The organism is Desulfamplus magnetovallimortis (assembly GCF_900170035.1).
GTDB classification, from domain to species: domain Bacteria; phylum Desulfobacterota; class Desulfobacteria; order Desulfobacterales; family Desulfobacteraceae; genus Desulfamplus; species Desulfamplus magnetovallimortis.
Genome location: NZ_LT828541.1, coordinates 610,150 through 626,346 on the forward strand (window position 1 = coordinate 610,150; position 16,197 = coordinate 626,346).

14 protein-coding genes are annotated in these 16,197 nt (G+C 39.9%); 10 read left to right on the forward strand and 4 right to left on the reverse strand.

All coding sequences use genetic code 11. The features are described from left to right. Window positions 1-67: 67 nt before the first annotated feature. The 3 genes from MTBBW1_RS06655 to MTBBW1_RS06665 form a co-directional block, all read right to left on the reverse strand. The gene (locus MTBBW1_RS06655) at window positions 68-382 is read right to left on the reverse strand and encodes a hypothetical protein (protein WP_080800922.1); all 315 of its coding nucleotides are present in this window, start codon (window positions 380-382) and stop codon (window positions 68-70) included. Between the two features lie 282 nt (window positions 383-664). Further along, window positions 665-1,837, reverse strand: a complete 1,173-nt coding sequence (locus MTBBW1_RS06660) for an Lcl domain-containing protein (RefSeq protein WP_080800925.1) — start codon at window positions 1,835-1,837, stop codon at window positions 665-667. Further along, window positions 1,825-2,112: a hypothetical protein gene (locus MTBBW1_RS06665; protein WP_080800927.1), complete on the reverse strand. Its 288-nt coding sequence runs from the start codon at window positions 2,110-2,112 to the stop codon at window positions 1,825-1,827. Before MTBBW1_RS06665 ends, MTBBW1_RS06660 begins: the two co-directional genes overlap by 13 nt. 645 nt (window positions 2,113-2,757) lie before the next feature. Between MTBBW1_RS06665 and MTBBW1_RS06670 the strand changes: the two genes are divergently transcribed. The 7 genes from MTBBW1_RS06670 to MTBBW1_RS06700 all read left to right on the forward strand — a co-directional run bounded on the left by MTBBW1_RS06670 (window position 2,758) and on the right by MTBBW1_RS06700 (window position 8,690). Beyond that, window positions 2,758-3,435, forward strand: coding sequence for a P-loop NTPase family protein (locus MTBBW1_RS06670; RefSeq protein ID WP_080800930.1), 678 nt, complete (start codon window positions 2,758-2,760; stop codon window positions 3,433-3,435). 157 nt (window positions 3,436-3,592) lie between these two features. Continuing rightward, window positions 3,593-3,883, forward strand: coding sequence for a 4Fe-4S dicluster domain-containing protein (locus tag MTBBW1_RS06675; protein ID WP_080800931.1), 291 nt, complete (start codon window positions 3,593-3,595; stop codon window positions 3,881-3,883). Then, entirely contained in the window at window positions 3,883-4,962 is a 1,080-nt protein-coding gene (gene vorB, locus MTBBW1_RS06680; protein ID WP_080800933.1) for a 3-methyl-2-oxobutanoate dehydrogenase subunit VorB, read from the forward strand. The genes MTBBW1_RS06675 and vorB overlap by 1 nt, the downstream gene beginning before the upstream one ends. 17 nt (window positions 4,963-4,979) lie before the next feature. Further along, window positions 4,980-5,717, forward strand: a complete 738-nt coding sequence (locus MTBBW1_RS06685; RefSeq protein WP_080800936.1) for a thiamine pyrophosphate-dependent enzyme — start codon at window positions 4,980-4,982, stop codon at window positions 5,715-5,717. A gap of 182 nt (window positions 5,718-5,899) precedes the next feature. Beyond that, window positions 5,900-6,439, forward strand: coding sequence for a 2-oxoacid:ferredoxin oxidoreductase subunit gamma family protein (locus tag MTBBW1_RS06690; RefSeq protein ID WP_080800939.1), 540 nt, complete (start codon window positions 5,900-5,902; stop codon window positions 6,437-6,439). A 139-nt stretch (window positions 6,440-6,578) separates the two neighbouring features. Beyond that, window positions 6,579-7,058 carry an amino acid-binding protein gene (locus MTBBW1_RS06695; RefSeq protein ID WP_080800942.1) on the forward strand — a complete coding sequence of 160 codons (480 nt, stop codon included), beginning with the start codon at window positions 6,579-6,581 and terminating at the stop codon, window positions 7,056-7,058. Window positions 7,059-7,496: 438 nt separating this feature from the next. Beyond that, the gene (locus MTBBW1_RS06700) at window positions 7,497-8,690 is read left to right on the forward strand and encodes an ATP-binding protein (protein WP_080800945.1); all 1,194 of its coding nucleotides are present in this window, start codon (window positions 7,497-7,499) and stop codon (window positions 8,688-8,690) included. Window positions 8,691-9,064: 374 nt separating this feature from the next. On the opposite strand, the gene MTBBW1_RS06705 is transcribed toward MTBBW1_RS06700, so the two are convergent. After that, the gene (locus tag MTBBW1_RS06705; protein WP_080800948.1) at window positions 9,065-10,606 is read right to left on the reverse strand and encodes a sigma-54-dependent Fis family transcriptional regulator; all 1,542 of its coding nucleotides are present in this window, start codon (window positions 10,604-10,606) and stop codon (window positions 9,065-9,067) included. 689 nt (window positions 10,607-11,295) lie between these two features. On the opposite strand from MTBBW1_RS06705, the gene MTBBW1_RS06715 reads away from it, so the two are divergent. The 3 genes from MTBBW1_RS06715 to MTBBW1_RS06725 all read left to right on the forward strand — a co-directional run bounded on the left by MTBBW1_RS06715 (window position 11,296) and on the right by MTBBW1_RS06725 (window position 16,149). Next, window positions 11,296-12,045, forward strand: a complete 750-nt coding sequence (locus tag MTBBW1_RS06715) for a sulfotransferase-like domain-containing protein (RefSeq protein ID WP_080800952.1) — start codon at window positions 11,296-11,298, stop codon at window positions 12,043-12,045. A gap of 207 nt (window positions 12,046-12,252) precedes the next feature. Further along, the gene (locus tag MTBBW1_RS06720) at window positions 12,253-14,856 is read left to right on the forward strand and encodes a polyprenyl synthetase family protein (protein ID WP_080800964.1); all 2,604 of its coding nucleotides are present in this window, start codon (window positions 12,253-12,255) and stop codon (window positions 14,854-14,856) included. Between the two features lie 282 nt (window positions 14,857-15,138). Next, complete coding sequence (locus MTBBW1_RS06725; protein ID WP_080800967.1) at window positions 15,139-16,149, forward strand: biotin synthase BioB; 1,011 nt, start codon at window positions 15,139-15,141, stop codon at window positions 16,147-16,149. Window positions 16,150-16,197 lie beyond the last annotated feature (48 nt).

Here is a 16,197-nt window from a genome sequence, read left to right on the forward strand (position 1 = left end):
ACAACGTAGGGGCAACCCTATGTGGTTGCCCTTCAAAGTTGAGATGGAAAAATATTTTTCTGGAAGTCTATAGTATCCGGTTTACCTCGTTCTCAAGTCTGTCAATCTCCTGTATAAGGGTTTCTGCACCCTTGTCTTTTGCAGCAAGAAGCTCTTTGCCCCATCCCTGAAGCATGGGAGTATCAATTTTACGGACACTGTTGTCTTTTGCCCATTCTCTACCGATTTTTTCACCCAGGTTGTCAAGTTTATCTTTTAAGTTCATCTTTTCATCAGATGAAAACGGCTTGAGTATCTCTTTGCTCCTTCCTTTCCAACCTTTTACCCCAAATGTCCCTTCTTGAAATTTTTTATACCATTCTTCCTCTTTTCTACTAAACATAAAGCACTCCTTATTGTTCAAGTCGTGAAAAATATAGTATCCGAGATAACGGCCATGGCAACATCATTTGCCACAACGAATCATGAAATTTCCTAAAAATCTTAGAATACGGGTTTTTTTGAAAAAAAGGTGTAAGCATATCAATGAGCCCGTTGATTTAGTCGATTTTTGAAAAAATCACCACAATATGATGTGTTTCTTGATTGCTTCAAAATCATTATATTGTGGCAAAATCAAATATGTAAATACTTAATCAACAGAGTCATCAATACTGTTTAATTATTAAATATGCCGAACTCCGCGAACATAATTATCAAGGTCCAGATAGTCCCAGTAAACATTGCCAAGATAGTAAAAAACAAACCAGCCTGAGTGTGCGGTTCTCATATCAGAGCTCCAGCACCATTGCTGAAGAGGGTCAAACAAAGAGTCAATATAAAGAGAGCTGTTGATCTTTTCCGGTTCCAGCAAGGAGAGTAGTTCTTCAATTGTGGGAATGCGCCAGTCATTAAAACCGGCAAATCTTTCAAGGTTAAGATGAGAAATATACCTCTTTGCATCATCATAGCTAAGTGCATTGTCAGAACCGGATTTTTGCCACATAAGTCCTGTGGCATGGTCGGTTATTGTACCATTATCATTATCATTATACTCATTTCTGATATACATTACAGGTCTTCCTGTATCATTGAGAGCAAAGATTTCCTGAAAATTACTGTCAGAGACGGTAACAGATTCCTTTCTGAGATTTACAAAACCCTCAACTACTTCATACTGTTTTGCTACAGTTTTAACTGAATCTGCTTTGTTAATATTTTTTTCAGCAAACCGATCAGCTTTTCTTTCACCATTAAATAAAGAAAAGGAGTGAAAAGAGGGTAGTGTAATCTCTGAAAAATTTTTAAGCATCTCTACTGCTGCAACGTGGCGATCGGCGCAATCCTTTTGAAAACACTTATTTAAAAAGGGGCGGAATGTTTCGGGCAGTAATGAGTCGTCAGGTATATCATTGAGGATTGCACGTTTAATATCAGAAGGCAAGTCACCAGAAAACGGCATGGTACCTGTCAACATGAAAAAAAACAGCACTGACACTGCCCATCTGTCATCAGAATGGGACTCTGAGCCACTAAGTGCTTCAGGGGAGCTATAGTCGGGATGAGCCAGCACACCTTTTTTATGTAAAGGAGAAAAAACAAGGGTCTGGGCATAATCAGAAATTTTAAGGGAATCACCACTGAGAAAAATATTGGAAGGTTTCAGATTTAAATGAGTAATTTTATGCTTTTCCTGCAATACAAGCGCCTTTAGCAGTTCAATAAAACAGTGGGATGCCTCATTTATGTCAAGCACCCCTTTTCTGTTAATCTCCTTTTCAAGTGAGTCCTCTGAATATTCCATCAAAAGGCATGGAGCACCTGAAACAGTCTCACCGTAATCAATTATATCAACCATGTATGGAGAGTAAAAGTCTCTGAAATTATTCTGAAACAGTTCTTTTGATAAATCAATTCCAGAATTTTTTTTTGTGGAAGAGAGTTGGCATCCACGGAACAATTTGTTCCGGAAATGGATGTTTTCACGTCAAATACTTTTAAAGCCCGTTTTCTTATCCGGTTTTCAACAAGATAGACAGTGGCATGTCTGCCTTTACCAACAAAATCTTTTAAAAGATAATCCTTAAAAATCTCTTTGTTGGGTAAATAGTTGTTAAATTGTTTTTCCACCATGATTTTTTACCTCAATGCAAAACGCAACTTTCTTTGCAATCTTGGCTTTAATATACTGGAATTATTAATATTATATCTGGAGTGTCTGAATTTTGACAGAAGCGCCAATTTTTACAGGAATGTTTGGGTGAACCAAAATGCCAAATATAATTTCTTTTTTGACAACAATCACCAATCTTAATGGAAACTATAGATAAGTCAATCCCATTTTTTTGTATCATTTAACGGCAACATTCATTTTTTGCTTTAAACTTTCTTAAATACTCAAAATCGACACCTATAATCTCTTGAGCCTTGTCAATATTGTCTGAATCAGGATTCCCAAGATTAACAGGATAAGGCAGGATTATCTATCCTGAACATCTTGTTTATCCTGAACATCTTGTTTATCCTGGTTATCCTGATTCAGACAAATTCAGTAAATGGAAAAAAGCAATAAGATGTCGATTTTGAGTAAATACCATGACACATATTCAGGGTTTCTTTATCATAATATTAAAAAATCATTTACAAACAGGCTGTAAATCTGATTAATTATAGATTTCCAGAAAAAGATTTTGGCATCTCAATTTTGAAGGGCAGTCACAAAGGGATGCCTTCGAAAAATGAAAAACGGTAAGTGAAGGATGCCGGAGGAGAGATTTTTTGCAAATTCATATTAAAGGGCTTTTGGTGATTACCGGAAATTACGGCAGCGGCAAGACAGAAACCGCTCTTAATCTTGCTTTTAACAGAAAAGAGGCAGGAATTGATGTCGCCATTGCCGACCTTGATCTGGTCAACCCCTATTTCAGAACACGGGAGATAAGAAAAAGCCTTGGCGAGGCTGGCGTAAAAGTGATTCTTCCTGAAGAAAAATATATGCATGCTGACCTTCCAATACTGGCACCGGAAGTGGCAGGTATTATAAGACAACCGTCGGAACTTCTTATACTTGATGCTGGTGGAGATGACGTGGGCGTAACAGTGCTTGCTGCCCTTGGAGATGCCCTTTCAAGGCAAACAGTAAACATGATTCAGGTGATAAACCCATTCAGGCCGTTTACTGACAATGTTGAGGGCTGCCTCAAGATAATGAGAGAAATTGAACAGAGATCAAAATTGAAAATGACCGGACTTGTCAGCAATTCCAACATGATGGAACATACCTCTCCTGATGACATATACAGAGGTTATGAACTGATATGTAAGGTTTCACAGCAATCCGGAATCAGGATTGAATTTATCACGGCAGACACTCGCCTTATTCCCATGCTTGATATGAATAGATTTGAGTGTCCGGTTTTACCCATTAAAAGAAGGCTTGCGTTTCCCTGGAATTAATAAGAGAGTAGGCATTCTTCATATTACCATAAAAATGCTTTACACTATTTAGGTAAATTCCCTGGAAATGGGAATCTGGTTTCAGAAAATGTAAAGTAACCATGAAGCATGCTGTAATTTGACAGAAGAGACAGTATAAAGGAACAGGAACAGAAGAATGGCATTTAAACATATTATTGATGCTGAACGATGCAAGGGATGTGGCCTGTGCGTGGATGTATGCCCTAAAAAAGTTCTGGATATTTCAGACCAGGTAAGCCCCAGAGGTTACTTCCCTGCATTCCAGGCAAGACCCGGGGATTGCATTCACTGCACATTGTGCTGCGTTATGTGCCCTGATGTGGCCATATCCATCATAGAGCTGGAAAACGGGGGAGGCAAAAGTTCAGAAGCAGAACCTGCCACAGATTTGAAAAATGACAATGTTGACAACAGGGAGGACAAATAATGGCCAAAGTGTTGATGAAAGGAAATGAAGCCATTGGAGAAGCTGCCATAAGAGCAGGTTGCCTCAACTATTTTGCTTACCCCATAACACCACAGTCAGAAGTTGCGGAATATCTCTCAAAACGCCTGCCGGAAGTAAACGGTGTTTTTGTCCAGGGAGAGAGCGAAGTGGCTGTGGGTTACATGATTTTTGGTGCAGCAGCCTGCGGAGAAAGGGTTATGACCACATCATCAAGCCCTGGTGTAAGTCTTATGAGTGAAGCCATAAGTTACATCGCAGGTGCAAGATGTCCTGCTGTATTTGTAAATATTGTGCGTGGAGGTCCGGGACTTGGCGGTATTCTGCCATCCCAGGGGGACTATTTTCAGGCTACCAAAGGTGGAGGACACGGCGACTACCATATGCTTGTCATGGCACCGGATGGAGTTCAGGAAGCGGTGGAGATGACCATGAAGGCTTTCCCCCTTGCTGAAAAATATCGTGGCCCTGTAATGATACTGGGTGACGGACTTATCGGCCAGATGATGGAACCTGTTGAATTTCCAGATGATCTATATGTTGAACCCACAAATAAGGATGACTGGGCAACCAATGGAATGGAGAGACGTGGAAGCAGCACAAAAAACATTGTAAAGTCTCTCTACCTTGATCCTGCAACTCTTAACAATCATAACCTGCTTCTGAAATCCCAGTATGAACAAATGAAGAGGGAAGAGGTGCGTTTTGAGTCATATAATACAGATACCGATTATGAACTCCTTATTGTTAGCTATGGTACCATGAGCCGGGTCTGTAAAACAGCTATTGATAATCTTAAGGCTGAGGGACTTGAAATAGGAATGGTAAGACCCCAGACCCTTTTCCCTTTTCCTGAAAAGGCCATACATGATGCTGCTGCAAAAGAGAGCTGCAAGCATGTAGTCAGCATTGAGATGAGCATGGGACAGATGGTGGAAGATGTGGAACGCAGCGTTAAAGGCAAAAAAGAGGTTACATGGTTTGGTCAGTGCGGAGGCGAAGTTCCCACACCTGAAGCTGTGATGGAGCACATACAGACACTTCTGAACCAGAATCAATAAGATATTGAGGGAATCATATGGGAAAAACATTTTCAAAACCGGAAGCACTCTCAGATGCTCACACACACTACTGCCCTGGCTGCACCCACGGAATTGCACATCGGCTGGTTGCAGAAGTCATTGATGAACTGGGAATCAGGGGCAGGACAGTAGGTATTGCACCGGTGGGATGTGCTGTAATGGCATATAACTATTTCAGTTGTGATTTTCAGGAAGCTGCCCATGGCAGGGCGCCTGCCATGGCAACAGGCATGAAGCGGGTGAGGCCAGATCTTATGGTCTTTACATACCAGGGGGATGGCGATCTGGCAAGTATAGGCATGGGGGAAATTGTTCACGCTGCAAACCGTGGTGAGAAATTCACAACAATTTTTATCAACAACGCTATTTACGGCATGACCGGGGGACAGATGGCTCCTACCACCATGCCCGGGCAGCGTGCAACAACAGCTCCTGCGGGCAGAGATGTTGAGCAGACAGGTATGCCCATCCGTATGTGCGAGCTGCTTTCAAGTCTTGCAACACCAGGATATATTGCACGTCAGGCACTGCTTAGACCTAAATATATCAACAAGGCAAAAAAATCCATCAAGCAGGCATTTGAGTACCAGATGGCTCATAAATGCTTTACATTTGTTGAGCTGGTCAGCACCTGTCCTACAAACTGGGGTATGACCCCGCTGGATTCCCTGAAATGGGCAGAAGATACCCTGCTCCCTTACTACCCACTGGGAGAATTTAAAAAACCTGAATAAAATCACAGCCGTTGGCATCCTTAAATACTCCATCAGAGAGAATTTAGCGCCCTTTGGGCGGGCTATTCCATAACTATTTGTTTTTGAAATAAAAAGTGGAAATACCTATACTATTAAATTTATTGCTGACGGGGTATGCGGCGGAAAAGAAAAAAAGATGCCAACTGTTTTTGGAGGAGTATATGCAGAAAGAGGTAATGTTTGCAGGGTTTGGCGGCCAGGGCATTTTGCTAAGTGCCAAGCTGCTTGCCTATGCAGCCATGAAACAGGGATCACAGGTAATGTGGATCCCATCCTACGGGCCAGAGATGAGAGGTGGTACAGCCTACTGTACAGTTGTGGTAAGTGATCGCCTCATTGGCTCTCCCATTATCAAAAATCCAGCACATCTGGTGGCCATGAACCGGCCATCCTTAGAAAAGTTTGCACAGGTTGTTAAACCCAATGGTGTTGTGATGATCAACAGCTCTCTGATTCCGGTTAGAACCAACAGAGATGATGTTCAGGAGCTTATTGTTCCTGCAAACGAGATAGCAGTCTCCCTTGGAAGCGTAAAATGTGCCAACATTGTTGCAGTTAGTGCTTTTGCAGCCAAAAGTGGTATGGTGGATGTGGATATACTTAGGGAGTGTATCAAATCCGAATTTGCTTCAAAAGCAAAGTTGATTCCATTGAATATGAAAGCTTTTGATGAAGGTTTAAAAATTGCGGCAGCATCTTGATTTGATGGCCTTGTAAAAAGTCCTGAATACCAGATTCACTATTAATAATTTCAGTGAGTTATCCCTGAAAAATTGTTAAAATCTGACTTTTTGCAGGTTAATCTGATTTTATTTTTTTATATATGGAGGGAGGCATTGTATGGTCAGAATAGAAATTTCTCTTTTTCTTAAAAATGTACCAGGAGAACTTGGTAATCTTGCATCGCTTCTGGGAGATAATGGCATAAATATTGATGCCATAACCATTCAGGATGCATCCAGCTATGTGCAGAGTATTTTTCAGGCCAGGGGAAAATCTCTGAAACGTATTGCATCATCGGCAAGCTACAGCTCCATGAGACGGGATTCTGCTGAATTTGCACTTATCCGAATGTTAACAGATAAACCTGATGATGCAATAGCCCTGCTAAAGAACAAAGAGTATATTTTTGACACCAAAGAGGTGATTGCAATTGAGCTTGACAACTCACCTGGAAAACTTTCTGAAGTGACCCGTCAATTTGGGGAAAAGGATATCAACATTAACTATGTTTACGGTTCTGTCTCATCTGGAGATGGCAAATGCCTTTTTGTTTTCTGCCCTGAAGATGTTGATCTTGCGTCAAAAATATTTGAATAACTTTTTCTGGGTATGGCTGCATAGCAGCTATACCCATTTAAATTCTTATCTTTGAACTCGTAAATATTCGTTATCCCCATATTACTGCACAATATCTTGTGCTTTCATACAACAAAAAGATAACTATATCTCAATATACTGTATGACAAACGGAGTACTCCGAATATTTACTTGAACCCCATGCTATTTCGGCATCCTTCATATCATACAGAAAGTACTTTACACTTTCCGGAACAGGAGCCTCTAAAAACGGGCTTCTGTTCGGAAAAGTGTAAACTGGCAAATGAAAGATGCCGCTATTTCCTGCAAAAGCAAGAGTTTATGGAAACCCCCACCTGAATTAAACTCAATTCACCCTAATGAAAATAATGTTGACTGCAAAATTTGATTTCATTATGATGAAAATAAAATGAACATTAAATAAAGAGGTTCATCATAATGAAATTATTCCCCAGGCAGAGTTATATTAAAAAAATCCATCCATATTTTGGAAAGAACATCATCAAAGTATTAATCGGTCAACGAAGATGCGGTAAGAGTTATTTGATGATGCTAATAAAAAATGAGATTGAAAAGAGAGACCCCACAAGCAATATAATTTATATCAATAAAGAGAAAATAGCTTTTGACCATATCAAAAACTACAAAGATCTCCATGAATACGTACTCCAGCAAACCATAATAGGTGTGCGAAACGTAGTTATGATAGATGAAATTCAGGAGATCGAATCATTTGAAAAATCCGTTAGAGATCTTAATGAAGATGATCAATACGATGTTTTTTGTACCGGCAGTAATGCCACTTTATTGTCAGGGGAATTGGCAACTCTACTTGCAGGTCGTTACATTGAACTCCATGTTCATAGTTTGTCCTATGATGAGTTTTTATTTTTTCATGGGCTTGAATCTTCCATGGAATCTCTCAAAAAGTATCTGCAATTTGGCGGCATGCCCTACCTTATCAATTTCAACTTTGAAACGGAAGTTGTATTCGGATATTTAAAAACTCTGCATGACAGTGTTGTGTTGAAGGATGTTGTAGGACCCAATAATTTACGGGACATCAATTTGCTCGAACGTCTGCTGCTGTTTTTGGCAGACAACATCGGCAGCCTTATGACAGCAAGTAACATCAGTGCATTCCTCAAGTCCCAAAAAATTAATATGTCTGTCAATACAATCATGAATTATTTAAAAGCACTTGAAAATGCCTTCATCATTCATCGGGTAAGCAGATATGATATTATTGGAAAGAAGCGATTTGAGGTCAACGATAAATATTATTTTGAAGATATTGGTATTCGTAATGCCATTGTCGGATTTCAACAGCAGGATATAGGTAAAATTCTTGAAAATATTGTTTATAAACATATAAAAACAAAGGGGTACAACATCTATGTTGGTAAATTAAAAAATTTGGAAATTGATTTTGTGGCTAAAAAGGCCGGTGAAACACTCTATGTACAGGTTGCATATCTTTTGCCTACACCGGAAGTCAGAGAGAGGGAATTCGGCAATCTGTTAAAAATTCCGGATAATTACAGAAAAATTGTGGTTTCAATGGATGAGTTCGCACAAGGGAATGAAAAAGGTATTGAACATTTACATATCCTGGATTTTTTAAAATGGTAATTTTAAAATGAAATGACTTTCAACATTGCAATTTTGGCAGACAACCACAAATAACGTTTTTATAAGAAAGTCCCCGTGGTTAAATGTTTTTCAGGGCTTTCATGCTTCGTTGTGGTAGATGAATCTGCCATGGCCGTTATATGAAAGTCTCTGTAACAGGCTGTTTTAAAATGACTTTCATCCCTTCGATTGTGGCGGTCATCAGCCATGTACGTTTATAAGAAAGTCCCCGTGATTCAAGGCTTCTCAGGACTTTCATGCTTCGTTGTGGTAGATGTGTGTCTGCCATGTATGTTTATATGAAAGTCCCCGCAAATGGCTGTTTTCATAAAGACTTTCATCCCTTCGATTGTGGCAGAAATCTGCCATGTATGTTATAAAGATTCTCCATAACCCCTTCCATAACTAATCCCAAGTTTTTTCATCCTGTTTCTGAGGGTATTTGGATGCACCCCGAGAAGGGCGGCGGCTCCATCATTGCCGTTAACCTTTCCCCCTGTCATTGCCAGAACCTTTTCAATATATCCAGTTATAATAGAATCAAGGTTTGGTATTTTTGAGTCATCTGTCAATGGAACATGAAATTCAGGTACTTCAACTGAACGGGCAGGACGCATAAAGTTAAGCGGGCCTTTTCTGTGCTGGATAAGGGCTCTTTCAACGGCATTCTCAAGCTCCCTTACATTGCCTGGCCAGTCATGTGCCATAAGGTTTTCCATATCAGCTCCGGCAATATCAGGAACAGAGTTGATACCCATCTCCTGTGATTTTTTTTTAAGAAAATGGGAGACCAGCAGGGGAATGTCGCTTTTTCGTTCCCTTAAAGGCGGGATCACAATGGGAAAGGCATTGATCCTGAACAGCAGATCTTCCCTGAATCTATTTTCTGCAACCATCTGTTCAAGGTTTCTATGGGTTGCCACAATAACACGGATATCCAACTTGATGGGTGGAGAACCTCCAAGCCTTTCTATCTCTTTTGTTTGCAATACACGAAGCAGCCTGACCTGTGCCCAGGAAGGTAATTCTCCAATTTCATCAAGGAAGATAGTCCCTCTGTCAGCACGTTCAAACCTGCCTCTTTTACGGGTGACAGCACCTGTAAATGCTCCTTTCTCATGCCCGAAAAGTTCACTGTCAATCAGATTTTCAGGGATTGCTCCGCAGTTCACCTTGATAAATGGCTTGTCTCTTCTTGGGGAGAGGCGGTGAATGGCATTGGCAATTACCTCTTTTCCCACACCTGTTTCACCCAATATAAGGACAGTGGTTTTAAGATGCGTTATCTGTTCTACCTTCTCCAGCACCCCTTTTAGTCCGTTATCGGCTCCGATAACTTCATCCCCAGTTCTGGATAGAAGTTCGTAGCTCAGGTATCGGTTATCTGATATAAGCTGCTCTTTAAGTTTAACCAGCTCCTGGTGCTGTAGGGCATTGGCCATTGCAATGGCAAATGGCTCCCGAAGCAGTGAAAAAAGAGCTGCATGGGACTTTGTAAAGCGATTTTTCCCCTTTGCAAAAAGATCAATCACGCCAAGGCGTTGCACCTCAATTCTTAGTCGAAGGGCAATAAATGAGTGATCCTTAAGATCAAGCTCCCTGCTTATGATCTTTCCCATTGGGTCTGTTTCCGGCTGGTTTATTATAAGGTGATCAGTGAGACGCCGGCCGCTTTCAATGGCCTCAATGAGAGTTTCCGGAAGCTCAATGATCCTGTCCATCTTCTCCCCGCCTCTTGCGTCTGCCCTTGCAATATATCGCAGCCCCCCAAGTTTTGGCTCATAGATATTAAGATATATCTCGTCTGCAGGGAGATATGATGCAATATATTCCCTGCATCGTGACAGGGCAATCTCAATATCAAGGCTGCTGCATATAAGAAGGGTGGCTTTTCTGAAAAAAAGATCTGTTTCCATGTTCAGTTCCGTTTTTATATTTTGGCTTTTACAAAAATTTGTATTTAATGGTGTTGTCAATCATATGATTAAACCTTCATGATCGGAGTCCGGCCACCCCTGATCATGAAAATGATACGGGTATTTTCACGGTAAAATGATACGGTTATTTTTACGGTCAACAGGCATGATTGATTACGTATCAATCACCCCCCCAAATATAAAAATGATAGTCAATTTTACGGTAAAGTCCTGTGGATATTCAATTTACTAATCCTTAGCAGATTTTCCATTTAGTTGAATTTGAATTTTAAACCATGTTATGCTATGTATATGGTCATGAATTGTCAAACGCATATGGATGCGGAAAGACTTAATGAGTTGGAAAATATTATTGATACCCTTTTTTTTAAGGAAAGGGGATATCTGTCTGGAGCCGTTTTTTTAAAAAAGCGGATTTGCAATTTCCAGGCAGTTTTTGGGGATATCAAAACCCATAAAAGCCCTGCCAGTAAAAGCCTGCCTTCCTTTTTTGATTTATCCCCCAAAAAAAACTTCATGACAGAAATCCCCTTATGGTGAATGCGATGGAACTATAAATCATCGCATAAAAATTATAATACAGGCGCTCATTTTCGATAACTTTTCTGTAATTGAGTGCCGGAAGACAAAACAGGAGTTTTTGCACTTCTGTGATATGGAGAAAGAAAATGACACATCCAATTGTTGCACTATGGACACATCCAAGATCAATATCCACGGCATTTGAAAGGGTTATGATGGAACGGGAAGACTTTAACGTTCTGCATGAACCTTTCTCTTATTTGTATTATGTTCATAAACAGGGTTCAGCAATTGATCAGGAATATATTGATCCTGATCATCCCACAAAGTACCCTGATATAAAAGAACATATTCTCTCTGTAGGAGAATCTCAGCCTGTTTTTTTTAAAGATATGTGCGCACATTGTTATAGGGAGGTTGTTGGTGATGATGATTTTCTCGACCGGCTTGTAAATACCTTTCTTATAAGACATCCTGACAAAGCCATTCCATCATTTTATGCCATGAATGAAAAAGTAACACTTGATGAGATAGGTTATGAACAGTTAAATAACGTATTTGAAAAAGTAGTTGACTTGAATGACAAACCACCTGTAGTGGTGGATGCTACAGATCTTGAAGAGGATCCTGAAGGCATAGTCAAGGCTTATTGTGATGCCATTGATATTGAGTTTATTCCTGAAGCTCTATCATGGGACAGTGGCCATCAGAAGGAGTGGGATATCTGGGAGCAATGGCATACTGATGCTGCAAAAAGCTGTGGTATTCAGAAAAATATGGAAAAATTTGAGGTAACGGTTGAAAACAGCGACCACTTGAAATCATACTATGAGTACCACATGCCGTTTTACGAAGAGCTTTATGCACATAGAATTCAGTCTGTAGGTTCTTCATAGATACTGTTTTCCATACATTCTAAACTGATGGTTTCATAAGGAAACCTGAGCAAGCTCTGTTTAGCAGGACTTTATCATAGTGCACTGTCAATACTTAATTTTAGGGTTATCTGCAACGTAGAGACAAGGCATGCCTTGTCTCTACAATTAACCGAACCTTAATTATTAGATTTGACAATGCAATAGTTTATAACTGCGTGGATAAGTATGAGTAAAGAGAAAGTAACAGAATGCACTTTGGATTTTGAAATTGATGCAGAAAAAGCTTTTGCTCAATCCACAAGTGATGCAAAAAGATATTTTCAGGAGCTGCTCTCTCTCGTAAGATCAGGTTCTCCCCTTGCTGTTATGCATAAAGACTTTGCAAAGTGGGGGGAGATATACCTGAAAGCCTCCTGGAAAAACATTCCTGTCTTGAAATATTTAACATCTCCTCCATCTCCCACCATACCAGGTGCCTACCTCTCTTATATGAACGGCTGTAATAAACTTGAAAAATATATTGGCAAAACAATTGCCTATGTCTTTTTGCGTGATCTTGGAAGGGATATTTCAGATAGTTGTGAATCTGAAAAGATCAGGTTGCATACAAGAAAAGTAGTTAATATTGTACAGGATTTTCTTGCTGCTTCAAAAAATGAATCACCTGGTATGGAACAACTATACAGAAGGGCCAGGGATGCTGAACTTGGAGATACATTTATATGGTTGATGGAAAAACTTCATACTGTACAATCAATAATTCCTGAAGGTCTTGATTATGATCATGCAATGAGAAAACTTGTAAAGCTGACAGTAGGGGTTGGATTGCATCAGTATATGGAGTTTGAGGAGTCTCTCCCACAAGATGAGAGAGTTAAAAAGATGGACAGGGCCATACGCCTTGGCTTCTGTTATGGCCTTACCTATCCATTTATTGACGACATTCTGGACTCTCCCACAGCATTGAGCCACAATGAGAAGAGAGCATTGTCCCGCTGCCTTGAAACTGCCATAACAACCGGTAGTGTGCCTGATCTTGAGCTGTTTTGTGATGAATCCCATGAATCTCAAGGGGAAAATTGTGCAAGACAATGTACAACACAATCCGGAATATCTTCTCTCTTACCCCCCATCTATAAAGAGCTTAAATCAGCATTTGAGTATATCAGGATGAACCTCTCCAAAGAAAATGAAAAAGATTTTTTTGAAAGAGCATATGTTTTTTTCAGATCCCAGGAGGAGGACAGAATTAAATCCCTTGATAATCCAGGATACAGTGACAGGGATATATATATTCCTCTTATTCTCAAATCTGCTTCATCCCGCCTTATTGCGCGTTCCATAATAAATCCTGAGCAGAATCAGGGTTTTGACACAAGAACCTTTTATTATGGTATTTTCAATCAGTGCCAGGATGATCTCACCGATATATACTCTGATTTGCAAGAAGGTAATGTAACCCCTTTTACATATTACCTTACCCATAAAGGTAAACGTAATGATCTTGTCAATCCATATGAACTTTATATTGCGGTTTTGTATTATCTGATTCACAAACTCTATAAAAATGATGCTAAAATCAGGGAGCTTCTGCTTGAACGTTCAGTAAATACACACAGAAATCTTTTAAATTCCCTTGGCCCTGATAAATATTCCTCTCTTATCTCTGTTTTTAAAACAGACTCTTCTCTTTTTAATAGTGTGATAAAAGAGATTACAGAAAAAGCAACGGATTTGTCTTTTTTTGATAAATTGGCAAGAAAGATTGTGGCTGATTTTTTTCATAATCAGAAAAAAGAGAAAGAGAAGTTTGAATCTGATTTCAAACTTTTTTCCAATAAAATTAACAGTTCAATAGAAATATCGAGGGATTTTTCCTATAAAACAAACAGCTCAATAAAAATATCAAAAGACTTTTTACATAAAACAAACAGCTCAATAAAAAAATTGAGAGAATTTTTCAATAAAACAGACAATTCAACAAAAATATCAAGGGAATTTTCCGGAGAAAATCCCCATTTTTATGATGTTGATGAAACAATAGTTGATGCTGCAAATTATGCCCTGTCCGCAGGAGGAAAGAGAATAAGACCGGTTCTTGCCTTATCTGTCGGGGTGCTTTGTTATGGACTTGATCCTTCAAAACTGATTCCGATTTTGCGCTCAATAGAGTATATGCACTCAGCATCCCTTATTTTTGATGATCTTCCAGGCCAGGATAATGCAGATTTCAGAAGGGGTAAAAAAACAGTTCATGTTCAATATGGAAACGTATATACTGCTGAATTGACTGCAATGTTCATGGTGGCGCGTGCTTTCCGTGAACAGGCATCTGCAAGGGGCTTTGGTAATAAACCAATTCTTGATGTTATTGCCTATTGTGCTGAAAAAGTAGGAGATACCTGTAAAGGGCAGTATATGGATCTTTCCAGTACCGGAAAAAAACTTACACTTGAAGAGCTTGAAACAATAAGTGCCCTTAAAACCGCTGTTGTCATTGAATCAGCTCTGGTTGTTCCGGCAATGCTTGCAAATGCTCACCCCCAGGAGATAGGGGCATTTAAAAGATTTGCTTTTCATGCAGGCCTTGCATTTCAGATCAAGGATGACATTCTTGATGCAACTGCTGATTCAAATGTAATTGGGAAGCCATCTCGGATTGATAATAAAAATAATAGTTCGACATTTGTGACTATCCTTGGACTTCAAAGGGCTAAGAGAATGCTTTATGATCACTATCTCAATTCCTGTGATGCACTTAAAACAATTAAACGCGATACCATTTTTTTAAGGCAGGTTATGGATTTTATTGTAACCCGTGATCACTGACGATTTACTGTTTATTTTACCGTGGAAATAGATACAAATTTCCATATTCGGGGGTGGCTGAATGCCGGCCATGACCATTTACCGTGAAAATGACTATCATTTTTATATTTGGGGGTGATTGATACGTAATCAATCATGCCTGTTTACCGTGGAAATAGATACAAATTTCCATATTCGGGGGTGGCTGAATGCCGGCCATGACCGTTTACCGTGAAAATGACTATCATTTTTATATTTGGGGGTGATTGATACGCAATCATGCCCGTTTAATAAGGAAATTTTATGAGCTGGAAAATTGAATCCAGGGTTGAATACATTCTTGAAAAGGCTGAAGATGACGGAATAAACAGGAGTGAAGCTGAAATTCTATTCAATCTTGACTTACGATCAAAAGAGACCTGTGCCCTTATGGAAACTGCGGACAGGCTTTCAAGGCAAACTTTTGGAGAAAAGGGAGAAAATCATCTTCATATAGGAATTAATCTGGAGCCTTGCCCCCTCAACTGCGAATTCTGCTCCCTTGCAAAAAAGGCGGGTATTTTCAGGGATAGTGTGGAATTTGACAAGGAACAGATTGTAAGATGGGCAAATATGGGAGAAGAGCGTGGTGCAGATGCTCTTAATCTTATGACCACCGGAACATATCCTTTTCAATCACTTCTTGAAATTGGTAAGTACCTTGGCAAAACTGTAAAGGTTCCCCTTGTTGCAAATACAAGGGATATAACCCATCATGAAGGAGAGATGCTTCTTGATGCAGGATTTGTGGGTGCATATCATGCAGTAAGGCTTGGAGAAGGAAGAGATACTCCTCTTAAAAGAGAGAAGAGGGTGCAGACAATAAGGGTCTTTAAGGATGTTGGCCTTAAGTGGATGAACTGCATTGAGCCTGTGGGGCCTGAGCATTCAATGGAGGAGATTCTTGATCTGATGTTTTTGGCAAAAGATTATGGTGCAACGTACAGCGGAGTGATGAGAAGGGTAAATTTTCCTGGAAGCCCCATGGAAAAGTATGGAATGATAACAGAATATGAGATGGCAAAACTTGTTGCAGTAAGCCGTCTTGTAATGGGAAGAGTCCCTTCAGCCCACTGTACCCATGAACCCCACACAGCATCGCTTAATGCCGGAGCAAATCTATTTTTTCCGGAAGTTGGTTCAAGTCCAAGGGATTGCAGTGCCGATACTGCAAAGGGACGCGCCCTTGATGTGAATGAGTGTCGTCGGCTAATGAAGGAGATGGGTTGGAATCCTGACTTGCCTTCAAACTGTTTTGATGCAGTTAAAGCGTGATTTTTGATACTAAAACACATTTGATTTTAATGGTTGGTGGGGTATTGA

Bases quoted from the DNA above. Each gene is read 5' to 3' on its own strand.
- MTBBW1_RS06655 (WP_080800922.1), bottom strand. From the start codon at position 382: ATGTTTAGTAGAAAAGAGGAAGAATGGTATAAAAAATTTCAAGAAGGG.
- MTBBW1_RS06660 (WP_080800925.1), bottom strand. From the start codon at position 1,837: ATGGTTGATATAATTGATTACGGTGAGACTGTTTCAGGTGCTCCATGC.
- MTBBW1_RS06665 (WP_080800927.1), bottom strand. From the start codon at position 2,112: ATGGTGGAAAAACAATTTAACAACTATTTACCCAACAAAGAGATTTTT.
- MTBBW1_RS06675 (WP_080800931.1), top strand. From the start codon at position 3,593: ATGGCATTTAAACATATTATTGATGCTGAACGATGCAAGGGATGTGGC.
- vorB (WP_080800933.1), top strand. From the start codon at position 3,883: ATGGCCAAAGTGTTGATGAAAGGAAATGAAGCCATTGGAGAAGCTGCC.
- MTBBW1_RS06685 (WP_080800936.1), top strand. From the start codon at position 4,980: ATGGGAAAAACATTTTCAAAACCGGAAGCACTCTCAGATGCTCACACA.
- MTBBW1_RS06690 (WP_080800939.1), top strand. From the start codon at position 5,900: ATGCAGAAAGAGGTAATGTTTGCAGGGTTTGGCGGCCAGGGCATTTTG.
- MTBBW1_RS06695 (WP_080800942.1), top strand. From the start codon at position 6,579: ATGGTCAGAATAGAAATTTCTCTTTTTCTTAAAAATGTACCAGGAGAA.
- MTBBW1_RS06700 (WP_080800945.1), top strand. From the start codon at position 7,497: ATGAAATTATTCCCCAGGCAGAGTTATATTAAAAAAATCCATCCATAT.
- MTBBW1_RS06705 (WP_080800948.1), bottom strand. From the start codon at position 10,606: ATGGAAACAGATCTTTTTTTCAGAAAAGCCACCCTTCTTATATGCAGC.
- MTBBW1_RS06715 (WP_080800952.1), top strand. From the start codon at position 11,296: ATGACACATCCAATTGTTGCACTATGGACACATCCAAGATCAATATCC.
- MTBBW1_RS06720 (WP_080800964.1), top strand. From the start codon at position 12,253: ATGAGTAAAGAGAAAGTAACAGAATGCACTTTGGATTTTGAAATTGAT.
- MTBBW1_RS06725 (WP_080800967.1), top strand. From the start codon at position 15,139: ATGAGCTGGAAAATTGAATCCAGGGTTGAATACATTCTTGAAAAGGCT.